The following is an 11,163-nucleotide window of genomic DNA, read 5'->3' on the forward strand; positions in this document are numbered from 1 at the left end:
ATCACTGTCACGGTCGAATAGGCCCCTCGCAACCCCGGCGGCGTCGGACTAGGTTTCCGGGGAGACATTCCCCGGGAGCCCCACATGACCGACGCCGCCAATCCCCTGCTCGCCGACTGGACGACGCCCTTCGGCCTGCCGCCCTTCGCCGCCATCGAGGACGCGCATTTCGCTCCCGCGCTCGATGCCGCGCTGGAGGAGGGGAGGGCGGCCATTGCAGCCATCGCGGACAATCCCGAGCCGCCCACCTTCGCCAACACGATCGAGGCGCTGGAACTGGCGGACAGGACCCTCGACCGGGTGGCGGGCGTGTTCTTCAACCTCGCCGGGTCGGATTCGAACCCCGCCCGCGAGGCGTTGCAGCGCGACTATGCGCCGAAGTTCTCGGCCTATGCGTCCGAGATCGTGAACAACGAGGCGCTCTTCGCGCGGATCGCGACGCTCTGGGAGGCGCGCGACAGCCTCGGCCTCACGCCCGAGCAGATGCGCGTCCTCCACCTCACGCACCGGAGCTTCGTGCGTTCGGGCGCGGCGCTGCAGGGCGAGGCGCGCGACCGGCTGACGGAGGTGAAGTCGCGTCTCGCCGTTCTCGGCACGTCCTTCACGCAGAACCTGCTGGCCGACGAGCGGGAATGGTTCATGGAACTGTCCGAGGGCGATCTCGAGGGGCTGCCCGACTTCGTGATCGACACCGCCCGCGCCGCCGGGGAGGAGAAGGGCGCGAAAGGGCCGGTCGTCACCCTGTCGCGCTCGCTCATCGTGCCGTTCCTCCAGTTCTCGCCCCGCCGCGACCTGCGCGAGACGGCCTGGCGCGCCTGGACCGCGCGCGGGGCCAATGGCGGGGCGACCGACAACCGGCAGATCGCCGCAGAGGTGCTGAAGCTCAGGGACGAGCGTGCGAAGCTCCTCGGCTATGCCGACTTCGCCGCCTACAAGCTCGAGACCGAGATGGCGGGCGGCGCGGACCGCGTGCGCGACCTTCTCATGGCGGTGTGGGAGCCTGCGAAGGCCTCGGCCGAGGCGGATGCGCGCGTCCTCGAGGAGATGATGCGCGAGGACGGCGTGAATGGCCCGCTCGAGCCCTGGGACTGGCGCTACTACGCCGAGCGGCGGCGGAAGGCCGAGCACGACCTCGACGAGGCGGAGCTCAAGCCCTTCTTCCAGCTCGAGGCGATGATCGATGCGGCCTTCGATTGCGCCACGCGCCTCTTCGGGCTGGAGTTCCGGCCGCTCGAGGTGGACCTCTACCACCCGGACGCCCGCGCCTGGGAGGTGACGCGCGAGGGGCGGCACATGGCCGTCTTCATCGGCGACTACTTCGCCCGCGGATCGAAGCGATCGGGCGCCTGGTGTTCGGCGATGCGGAGCCAGAAGAAGCTCGGCGGCGAGACACGGCCCATCGTGGTCAACGTCTGCAACTTCGCCAAGGGCAACCCCGCGCTCCTCTCCTACGACGATGCGCGGACGCTGTTCCACGAATTCGGCCACGCGCTCCACCAGATGCTGTCGGACGTGACCTATGGCTCGATTAGCGGAACCTCCGTCGCGCGCGACTTCGTGGAACTGCCGAGCCAGCTCTACGAGCACTGGCTGGAGGTGCCGGAGGTGCTGAAGACCCACGCCCGCCACGCGCGGACCGGCGAGGCGATTCCGCAGCCGCTGCTTGACCGGCTGCTGGCGGCGCAGACCTACGACATGGGCTTCCAGACGGTGGAATACGTGGCCTCGGCGCTCGTCGATCTGGACTTCCACGACGGCGCCGCGCCCGACGACCCCATGGCGGCGCAGGAGGCGACGCCCGCCCGCCTCGGGATGCCGCGCGCCATCGGGATGCGGCACGCGACGCCGCACTTCGCCCACGTCTTCGCAGGCGACGGCTATTCCTCCGGCTACTACAGCTACATGTGGTCGGAGGTGATGGACGCCGACGCCTTCGCCGCCTTCGAGGAGGCGGGCGACCCCTTCGACCGCGACCTCGCCGCGAAGCTCGAGCGCCACATCCTCTCCGCCGGCGGCTCGGAGGAGGCGGACGCCCTCTACACCGCGTTCCGAGGCCGGATGCCGGGTGTCGAAGCGCTCCTCAAGGGGCGGGGACTCGACCGGGCGGCGTGATCGCCGCCGCCCCGGCATAACACCCGGATATCCTGCTGGTTTTCCTGCCACCACCCCTGCGCACGCCGTGCGTGGGGTGGCGGCGCTGAAACAATTCATCCTCCCTTCGTGAATTTGCGAGACCGCTAGTTTAATTGAATGGCTGCCTCTTTCGTGAGCAGGATCAGAATTGCGAGAGGGGAATGATCCAAAGGCTCGCAGAAACGTAAACAGCGGAAAAGCCCGACCGGGAATGGAGATTTCCCGGCGAGGGTATCCATTGACCAGGAAAGGGAAAACGAAATGAAAATGCTCACCGCCGCCGCGATCGCCGCCGCCCTCCTCGCGGGGCCGGTCTTGGCGCAGTCCTCGACGGACTTCGCGATCATGCACTTCAACATGGACGCCGACAGCGCGGGCGATGTCCGCATGTCGCCGGCGAACGCGCCGATGATGGTCGACCTCGGCGACAACACGACGCTCGCTCAGGTCTTCGCGCACTTCAACATGGACGCGGACAGCGCGGGCGACGTGCGCGGCCAGCAGGGCGTGACGATCATCATGTCCGATCCCGCCTACGCCGCCGAGATCTTCGCCCGTCTGCGCGCCGAAAGCCTCATGGACGAATGAACCGGCGGACGGCTCCGCCGGAGCGCCCGGACCCGCCCCATCGGGCGGGTCCTTTCGCGTTCCGGGCGGGCAAACAGCAGCTCCGTAAGTGAAAAACCGGCCCATGTGGGGCCGGTCCTCCATTCCGGGCTCCTTTCGGCGTCACGCCGTGGCGGTGAACACCAGGCTCGTGCCGTTGATGCAGTGAAGCACCTCGCCCTCGACCGAGACGATGTGGCCGAGATGGCTTCCGCAGCGGCGGCAATGGGTCTCGATCATGGTTTCGGGCGTGCCGTCGTCCCCCGCGCCGACAACGTCGATGGCCGTCATCGTGGCGTTGGGCCGGGAATGGCGGAAGAAGACCCAGCCGATTGTCAGGTTCGTCTTCCACTCCGATCCGTAGAGGTCGAGGTCACAGCCCCGGCAGGCATAGTGCCCGGGTCTGTCCTCGTTCCAGAGCGGGGAGGAGAAATGGAGCTCCGTGCGGAATTCGCGCAGAAGCCTGAATTCGTGCTTGGACAGCATTGCGCGCCATTCCTCGGCGCTCCGGGTGATTTCGAACTCGAACGTCCCGTCCATCTGGACCTCGGCGGCGGCCGGACGCGGGATGGCGAGTGGCGTCGCGGTGGTGGCGGCAATTGCGGCGAGGAATTGCCGTCGGCTCCGATTTCGGTCTTTCATTGCGTTGCCCTCCTTCGGGAATGGAATGGGAAGCACGCTTCAACTGCAATTCACGTTCCGGGCATGTGACGCCGCCGTGAGGACGGCGTGAACCCTAGGGTCGTGCGGGCAGGGTCAGGCGGAGGGGGCGCGGGTGCGGCAGAGTTCGTGCGCCCGCCGGAAGGTCTCGCCTGCGGGCGTCGGCGGATAGTCCGCCGGATCGGAGGGCAGGTCGAGGACCATCTCGTGCACGGAGGCGTCGCAGCCGATCCGCCGCCGCGCGCCGAGCCCTTCCAGCAGCGTCAGCATCGGACGGTTGGCGCGCAGGACGTAACCCGTCAGCCGTTCGATTCCGTTCCGCCGCGCGATGGCGGCGAGGATGCCGAGGAGCAGGCTGCCGAGCCCCCGCCGCTGCCAGGCGTCCACGACCGTCAGCGCGTATTCCGCCTCGCGCGGATCGGACGGCAGACGCACGTAACGGGCGCTTCCCGCCGGGTCGAGGGTGCCCGCGACGGGCACCGCTGCGCCGATGGCGACATGGTCGCGGTCGCTCTCGCTGGTAAAGGCCGCGACCTGCTCGGGGCTGAGGGCCCGGATGGCACCGAAGAAGCGGAACTGGCGGGAGGTCTCGGACAGGTGATCGAAGCCGAGCCGCAGGAGGTCCGCGTCGGCGGGCGTCACCTCGCGGATCAGGACGGGCGTGCCGTCCCGAAGACTCGTCTCGATGGGCTCGAGGATCACCGGGTTGCCTCCGTGCGACCCCTTCTAGCACGCCTGGGGACCTGCGTGACCGTCAGTCGAAGGCCTCGCCCGGATCGACGCCCCAGATCGCCGCCGTCTCGACCCAGCCGCGATAGCCGCCGACCTCGAGCAGGCACCAGTCCGGACGGCATTCGCGCAGGCGCCCGATCACCCCCTGTTCGGCGCGGGCACGCACCGGGCTGCCCGTGTCCGGCCGGACGTAGAGAGGGGTCATGTCCACCTCGACGAGCGCCGTGCGGACACCGGAGAGGAGCGAGTAATGCACCCAGCCGCCCACGCCGTCACGGTCGACGATCCGCCGCCAGTGGCCGTGCTCGGCGACGATCATCACGGGCATCCCCCGGCGGGTGAAGACCCAGTCGATGCGGTGGCTGCGCGAGGGGCCCCGGCGCGCGTTGCTCTCGGAGGCGCCGAGCGAGACGTAGCGCGGGATGGGGAAGCCGGTGACGGGCCCGATCCGCTCGGGCGAGGCCTCCGCGCGGGCGGGCACCGCCTCGGGCGCATCGGCGCGGTTGGCGAGCGCGGGAAGCACAGCGGGCGCCGGACCCGGCGCCTCCTCCTCCGCATTCGCGAGATCCAACGTGAAAAGTGCCACGGCGATCACCGCCGCCGAGGCGAATCCGAAAGCTCCTGCGAGACTGCGTCGCACTGCTCTGCCCTTTTCGTCACCGTCCCGCCGGTCTGCCGGCGCGCGATGCGGTTATTGTCGCGGGCCGGGCGGACATTCTTGCGCCCCTCCGGCGGATGCGAGAGTGTCACGCTCAGGCCCGGAACGCCAGCGAGGGAACGTGTCCTATGGCAGGAGACCGCTTGAGTGTTGTCGTGACGCGACGGTTGCCGGAGGCCGTCGAGACACGGATGAAGGAACTCTTCGATGTCGAGCTGAGCGAGAGCGACGCGCCGCTGAGCAAGGCCGAGCTCGTCTCGGCGATGAACCGCGCCGACGTGCTGGTGCCCTGCATCGCCGACCGGATCGACCAGGCGATGCTGGCGCAGGCTGGCGACCGGCTGAAGCTGATCGCGAACTACGGCGCGGGCGTCGACCACATCGACGTGGCGACGGCGCGGCAGCGGGGCATCCTCGTCTCGAACACGCCCGGCGTGATGACCGACGACACCGCCGACATGGTCATGGCGCTGATCCTTTCGGTCCTGCGCCGCGTGCCCGAAGGCATGGCCGTGATGCAGGAGGGCAACTGGAAGGGCTGGGCGCCCACGGCCTTCATGGGCGGACGCGTCGGCGGCAAGCGGCTGGGCATCCTCGGCATGGGGCGGATCGGGCAGGCGGTCGCACGGCGGGCCCGGGCCTTCGGGATGCAGGTCCATTACCACAACCGCCGCCGCCTTCATTCCGACATCGAGAAACCGCTTGAGGCGACCTGGTGGGAGAGCCTCGACCAGATGATCGCGCGGATGGACGTGATCTCGGTCAACTGCCCGCACACGCCCTCGACCTTCCACCTGATGAACGCGCGGCGGCTGAAGCTGATGAAACAGCAGGCCATCATCGTGAACACCTCGCGCGGCGAGGTGATCGACGAGAACGCGCTGACGCGGATGCTCCGGGCGGGCGAGATCGCGGGCGCGGGCCTCGACGTCTTCGAGAAGGGGCGCGAGGTGAACCCGCGCCTGCGCGAGCTGCCGAACGTGGTGCTCCTGCCGCACATGGGTTCGGCCACGCGCGAGGGGCGCGCCGAGATGGGCGAGAAGGTCATCATCAACATCAAGACCTTCGCCGACGGCCACCGTCCGCCGGACATGGTCGTGCCCTCGATGCTGTGAGGATGCGCGCCGCCCTTCTCGGGATCGCCGGGCTGATCGCGCTTTTCGTGGGCGTTCTGGACCTTTCAGGAGACGACCCTCTCAATCCGCTCGTTGAGCCCGCCGAGGCTGCGGCGGACAACATCACGTTGGCGACCACCGCAGTCTACGTCTCGCTCCGCGTCATCAATTCTGCCCTCTCCGTCGCGCAGGAGATCGAGGTCGGCGCCGCGGTCGTCGCACAGGTCGGCGCCCAACCGCTCAAGGTTCTGGAGCCCGTCGATGATACGGTCGAGCGCGTGGCCTCCGTCGTTTTCGCGGTGGCTGCGGGTGCGGCGGTCGCCTCGGTCGGGATCGGCCCCGTGGCGTCGCTCGGTCTCGTCGTTCTCGGCGTGGGCCTCCTGGGGAGATGCGGCTGCGCGCTCTGGCCCGGTGCCGCGCCCGCGCTGGGGCCAAGCCGCCGCGCCCTTTCGCTCGGCGCGGCGCTGGGCCTCGTCCTGCCCGCTGTCTTCGCGCTCGGCGTCGCGATGGGCCAGTGGATGACCGAGGCACGCTGGAACGACGCGATCGCGACGCTCGACGCGGTGACGACGGAAGCGGCGACGCTGCTCGGGGCCGGCGATGCGGAGGAGATCGCCGAGGAGCTCGCGGGTGAGACTACAGGCCTCCTCGGGAACGTCTGGGATCGGATGTCGGCTGCATGGGCGGCGGTGGGCGACGCCCCGGAAGCCCTGGAACGCTACACCGAGGCGGTCGGCGTCTTCCTCGACCGTGCCGATGATCTCTTCCACGCCTCTCTCACCCTCATCGGAATCTTCGCGCTGCGCATCCTCGTGCTGCCCGCGCTGCTTCTCTGGGGCGCCATGACGATCCTGCGCCAGAGCCTCGGGGTCTGAGCGCGCCCCATGTCGCTTTCGCACCGCATTGCGTCGGGTGGGCGAGGCGTCCGGCGCCGCGCTCGGGCAATGAGGGCGGGACGTCAGAATCCCTCGCCGGAGCGCTCCGCCAGATGAAGACCCATGTGAAAGCCCTCGTCGTCGGCGGCGGCGCCGTCGGCACATCCATCGCCTACCACCTCGCCCGCGCGGGATGGGAGGACGTGATGCTCCTCGAACGCGACGAGCTGACGAGCGGCTCGACCTGGCACGCGGCGGGCCTCCTGCCGCTCTTCAACATGGGTTTCGCGACGAGCCACATCCACGACTACTCGGTGAAGTTCTACAAGTCGCTTCAGGAGGAGACGGGGCTCAACGCCGGGTTCTCCGTCGTCGGCAACCTGCGCATGGCGCAGACCGATGCGCGGATGGACGAGTACATGCTCTATGCGTCGACGGCCGAGACGGTGGGCATCCCCTTCGAGTGGCTGACGCCCGCCGAGATCAGGGAGCGCTGGCCGCTGGTGCGCACCGAAGACCTGAAGGGCGCGATCTACCACCCGACGGACGGCTACATTAATCCCGCCGATGTGACCATGGCGATGGCCAAGGGCGCACGGCAGCGCGGCGTCCTGATCGAGCGGAAATGGCAGGTCGACGGCTACGAATGGACCGGGTCCGAGTGGCGTGTCACCTGCACCAGGATGCAGGAGCGGGGCGGCAACCTCGTGCCCTCCGACGAGCAGGTCGTCGTCACCGCCGAGCATGTCGTGACCGCCACGGGCAACCACGCGCAGAGGACCGCGCGGCTGTTGGGCATCAAGATCCCCGCGATCCCGGTCGAGCACCAGTACATCGTCACCGAGCCCGACCCGGCGCTCGTCGACTGGCGCAAGACCAACCCCGAGCATCCGGTCCTCCGCGACGCCGACGCCAAGTGGTATGTCCGCGAGGAGCGCGGCGGCTGGATTCTCGGCCCCTACGAGCGGAACGCGCCCGCCCGCTTCCTCTACGACGTGCCCGAGAGCTTCCGCGCCGACCTCTTCCCGCTCGACCTCGAGGGGATCGAGGAGGAATACATGGCGATGATCCACCGCATCCCGACCTCGGAGACGGTGGGCCTGAAGGACGACTTCAACGGCCCGATCTGCTACACGCCCGACGGCAACCCCCTGGTCGGCCCGGCGCCGGGTCTGCGCAACATGTGGCTGGCCGAAGGGTTCAGCTTCGGCATCACGGCGGCGGGCGGCACCGGCCACTACCTCGCGCAGATGATGGTCGAGGGCGAGGCCGAGATCGACATGGCCGCGCTCGACCCCAAACGCTACGGCGCGTGGATGACGACCGAGTATGCCGCGCGCAAGAACGAGGAATGCTACGAGCACGTCTTCATCCTCCACCACCCCGACGAGGAGCGCGAGGCCTGCCGCCCGCTCAGGACCGCGCCCGCCTACGACCGGCAGAAGGCGCTTGGCGCGCAGTTCGGGCAGGTCAACGGCTGGGAGCGGCCGAACTACTACGGCCCCGTCGGCGCGCCCGAGGGCTTCGACCACGACACCCGCAGCTTCCGGCGCGGCGGCTGGTGGCAGCACGCCATGGCCGAAGCCGAGGCGATCCGGCAGGCCGCCGGCCTGATCGACGCCACCGCGTTCACCAAGCACCTGGTGCGCGGGCCGGGGGCGACCGCCTTCCTCGACGGCTTCACCTGCAACAAGCTGCCCAGGGTCGGGCGGATCAACCTGACCTACGCGCTGACCTGCCACGGCACGGTGCGGACGGAATACACCATCGTGCGCCTCGCCGAGCACGCGTACTACCTCGTCTCCGCCGGGGCCTGGACAGCCTACGACGCCGATTTCCTGCGGAAGTCGGCCGAGGACTTCATGGGCGCGGGCGGTGCCTACCTGGACATCCACGACGTGACGACGCAATGGGGCGTCTTCGCCATCGCCGGGCCGAAGTCGCGCGACGTGCTGAAGGAGATCGTGCGCGACCGCGAGCCCGAGACAGTGCTGGGCAACAAGCGGTTCCCCTGGCTCTCGATGCGGGAAATCGAGCTCGGCATGTGCCCCGTGCGCGCGATCCGCGTGGCCTACACGGGCGAGCTCGGGTGGGAGCTGCACCACCCGATCGAGATGCAGGCCTACCTCTGGGACCGGCTGATGGAGGCCGGAGCGAAGCACGGGCTGAAGCCCGTGGGCGCGCGGGCGCAGAACTGGCTCCGGCAGGAGAAGTCCTACCGCGCCTTCGGGACGGAGCTCGGGCGCGACGCGACGCCGCTCGAGGCCGGGCTCGACCGGTTCGTGGACCTCGACAAGGACTTCCATGGCAAGGAGCGGATGCTCGCGACCGGCATCCGCTCGAAATGCGTGACGGTCCTGATCGACGGCCCCGCCGACGCCGACCCCTGGGGGCGCGAGGCGCTGCTCCATGACGGGCAGAAGATCGGGCGGCTGACCTCGGGCGGCTATTCCGTGGCCTTCGGCAAGCAGATCGGCATGGGCTACGTCCGGCCCGACCTCGCGGAGGTCGGCACGAAGCTCAAGGTCCGCATGTTCCGCGAGCTCTGGGACGCCGAGGTCGTGGAGGACAGCCCCTACGATCCCGCGAACGCCGTCATCCGCGCCGACGGGTGAGCGTCGCCGGCTGGATCGCGGTCGGAGGCTTCCTCTGGCTGGCGCTGTTCCAGGCGATGCTGGCGGCGGGCCTGCCGCTCGGGCGCATGGCCTGGGGCGGGGCGCACCGGGTGCTGCCCGGACGGCTTCGCGCCGCGAGCCTCGCGGTCGTGCCCTTCGCGCTCCTCGGGGCGGCGGTGGCGGCGCAGGCGGCGGGCCTTGCCGCCCTCCGTCCGCCGGTGTTCGTGCGTCCGATCCTCGGGGCCTTCGCCGCGCTCTTCGCGCTGAGCCTTCTCGGCAACGCGGCCAGCCGGAGCAGGGCCGAGCGGCTCCACGGCGTGCCGCTGGCGCTGGTCCTCGCCCTTTCCTGCGGCGCGCTCGCCCTGGGCTACGCCCCGCGCTGAGGCCTCAGCCCTCAGCCGCCTTCAACAGCGCCGCCATGGCCGGGTCGCCCTCGCGCCGCGCGGCCTCGAAGGTCTCGACGGCGAGGCGATAGCCGAGTTCGTGGAACAGCTTGTGCTGGCCCCAGGCGAGGAAGCCCGCGCCGCTGAGCCCCGGAGGCCGGATCATCATGTCCGTCGGGCGCAACGCCTTCAGCATGTCCGACTGGCCCACGAGGAGCGAGCGCATCACCGTGGAGATCACCCCCGGCGCGCGCGGCGCGCCCTTGCCGAAGGGCAGGACCGACCGCTTCAGCAGCTCGGCGCGACCGGGCAGCCTGCCGTAGTCCACATGGAAGCGCTGGCCCGTTTCCTTCTGCACGTTGACGATGACGTTCGGCCCGGACTTCAGCCGGTGGATCGTCCGGAAGGGCATGTTGTCGATGCAGCCCCCGTCGACCAGCATCTGCCCCTCCGGCGTGTAGAAGGCGGGCAGGATGCCGGGAATGGCGGAAGAGGCGCGCACCGCCTCCCAGAGAGGGCCGCGCCGGATCTCGACCATCTCGTTCGAGGAGAGGTCGGCCGCCACCGCGTAGTGGGGCAGCCAGAGATCCTCCACCGGCCCCTCGCCGTAGTGCTTGAGGAGCGCGGCATCGAGCACCTTGTGGTCGAGGAACGCGTATTTCGGCACCGTCACCCGCCGCATCGCGCCCGAACGCACGAAGATTTCCTCGACACGCGGCCCGATCTCCTCGGCGGTCAGGCCGAGCGCGATGGCCCCGGCCATGGCCGAGCCGACGGAGGTTCCGCCGACGATGTCGAGCGGGACGCCGGCCTCGCCGAGCGCGCGCCAGACGCCGACATGCGCGACCCCGAAGGCCCCGCCGCCCGAGAGCACCATGCCGATGGCCTGTCCGGTCAGGAACCGCCCGAGCCGCGCGATGTCGAGGCCGTCCTCGGCCAGGGCGACGTGGTGGTGCATGAAGACCGGCCGCGAGCCGAGCCACCGCGCGGTGCCGCTCGCGTGCCGCATCCGGTGGGGATGGATCAGGACGAGGCGCCGCTGGCTCTCGGGCACGAGGTCGAGCGCCATCGCCTCGATCTCGGAGGGCGGTGCGTGGCGCAGCGCCTGGGCCACGAGGATGACGTGGTCGGCCTGCCGCAGCGCCGCGCGCGACCAGTCCGTGGCGCCGGTTCCCGCGACGAAGAGCACCGCGTCGGCGGTCCGCTCCTGCGCGTTCAGCCAGGACACGGCCTCGGGGCTCGCGGGGTCGCAGCCGGGGCCGAGCGCGTCGCGGAAGGTGGCTTCCGTCACCGTGCGGATCGCCATGTGCCGCCCCATCGCCCGGGCGAGGTCCGGCACGAAATCCTCCGGCAGGGGGGCGCCGGCCGACGGCACCACGCAGTAGG

At 69.9% G+C, this 11,163-nt stretch carries 10 protein-coding genes; 6 read left to right on the plus strand and 4 right to left on the minus strand.

Annotated elements, in window-relative coordinates; all coding sequences use genetic code 11:
• Positions 1-84: 84 nt before the first annotated feature.
• Positions 85-2,112: a M3 family metallopeptidase gene (locus tag ACTS11_RS11570; RefSeq protein WP_442640467.1), complete on the plus strand. Its 2,028-nt coding sequence runs from the start codon at positions 85-87 to the stop codon at positions 2,110-2,112.
• Positions 2,113-2,394: 282 nt separating this feature from the next.
• A complete protein-coding gene (locus tag ACTS11_RS11575) occupies positions 2,395-2,721 on the plus strand; it encodes a hypothetical protein (protein ID WP_442640468.1) in 327 nt (108 codons plus the stop codon).
• Between the two features lie 141 nt (positions 2,722-2,862).
• Here ACTS11_RS11575 and ACTS11_RS11580 read toward each other — a convergent pair whose 3' ends face one another.
• From ACTS11_RS11580 to ACTS11_RS11590, 3 genes are all read right to left on the minus strand, one after another.
• Positions 2,863-3,381: a peptide-methionine (R)-S-oxide reductase gene (locus ACTS11_RS11580; RefSeq protein WP_442640469.1), complete on the minus strand. Its 519-nt coding sequence runs from the start codon at positions 3,379-3,381 to the stop codon at positions 2,863-2,865.
• A 114-nt stretch (positions 3,382-3,495) separates the two neighbouring features.
• Positions 3,496-4,101 (minus strand): GNAT family N-acetyltransferase, encoded by a 606-nt coding sequence (locus ACTS11_RS11585; RefSeq protein ID WP_442640470.1) that lies wholly within the window; start codon positions 4,099-4,101, stop codon positions 3,496-3,498.
• A 52-nt stretch (positions 4,102-4,153) separates the two neighbouring features.
• Positions 4,154-4,717 carry an SH3 domain-containing protein gene (locus tag ACTS11_RS11590; protein WP_442640471.1) on the minus strand — a complete coding sequence of 188 codons (564 nt, stop codon included), beginning with the start codon at positions 4,715-4,717 and terminating at the stop codon, positions 4,154-4,156.
• Between the two features lie 200 nt (positions 4,718-4,917).
• Here ACTS11_RS11590 and ACTS11_RS11595 point away from each other — a divergent pair, with 200 nt between their 5' ends.
• The 4 genes from ACTS11_RS11595 to ACTS11_RS11610 all read left to right on the plus strand — a co-directional run bounded on the left by ACTS11_RS11595 (position 4,918) and on the right by ACTS11_RS11610 (position 9,777).
• The gene (locus ACTS11_RS11595) at positions 4,918-5,904 is read left to right on the plus strand and encodes a 2-hydroxyacid dehydrogenase (protein WP_442640472.1); all 987 of its coding nucleotides are present in this window, start codon (positions 4,918-4,920) and stop codon (positions 5,902-5,904) included.
• A gap of 2 nt (positions 5,905-5,906) precedes the next feature.
• A complete protein-coding gene (locus tag ACTS11_RS11600; protein WP_442640473.1) occupies positions 5,907-6,779 on the plus strand; it encodes a hypothetical protein in 873 nt (290 codons plus the stop codon).
• Positions 6,780-6,892: 113 nt separating this feature from the next.
• Positions 6,893-9,394 carry a GcvT family protein gene (locus ACTS11_RS11605; protein ID WP_442640474.1) on the plus strand — a complete coding sequence of 834 codons (2,502 nt, stop codon included), beginning with the start codon at positions 6,893-6,895 and terminating at the stop codon, positions 9,392-9,394.
• A complete protein-coding gene (locus ACTS11_RS11610; protein ID WP_442640475.1) occupies positions 9,391-9,777 on the plus strand; it encodes a hypothetical protein in 387 nt (128 codons plus the stop codon). The genes ACTS11_RS11605 and ACTS11_RS11610 overlap by 4 nt, the downstream gene beginning before the upstream one ends.
• Before the next feature lie 4 nt (positions 9,778-9,781).
• On the opposite strand, the gene ACTS11_RS11615 is transcribed toward ACTS11_RS11610, so the two are convergent.
• Positions 9,782-11,163, minus strand: a 1,382-nt coding sequence (locus tag ACTS11_RS11615) for a patatin-like phospholipase family protein (protein ID WP_442640476.1), incomplete at its 5' end; no start/stop codon positions are given.

The sequence above is a fragment of the Roseicyclus sp. genome (assembly GCF_052168335.1).
GTDB lineage: Bacteria > Pseudomonadota > Alphaproteobacteria > Rhodobacterales > Rhodobacteraceae > Roseibacterium.

What these genes read in the sequence shown, in the direction of transcription:
- ACTS11_RS11570 (WP_442640467.1), top strand. Translation starts at nt 85, where the DNA reads ATGACCGACGCCGCCAATCCCCTGCTCGCCGACTGGACGACGCCCTTC.
- ACTS11_RS11575 (WP_442640468.1), top strand. Translation starts at nt 2,395, where the DNA reads ATGAAAATGCTCACCGCCGCCGCGATCGCCGCCGCCCTCCTCGCGGGG.
- ACTS11_RS11580 (WP_442640469.1), bottom strand. Translation starts at nt 3,381, where the DNA reads ATGAAAGACCGAAATCGGAGCCGACGGCAATTCCTCGCCGCAATTGCC.
- ACTS11_RS11595 (WP_442640472.1), top strand. Translation starts at nt 4,918, where the DNA reads ATGGCAGGAGACCGCTTGAGTGTTGTCGTGACGCGACGGTTGCCGGAG.
- ACTS11_RS11600 (WP_442640473.1), top strand. Translation starts at nt 5,907, where the DNA reads ATGCGCGCCGCCCTTCTCGGGATCGCCGGGCTGATCGCGCTTTTCGTG.
- ACTS11_RS11605 (WP_442640474.1), top strand. Translation starts at nt 6,893, where the DNA reads ATGAAGACCCATGTGAAAGCCCTCGTCGTCGGCGGCGGCGCCGTCGGC.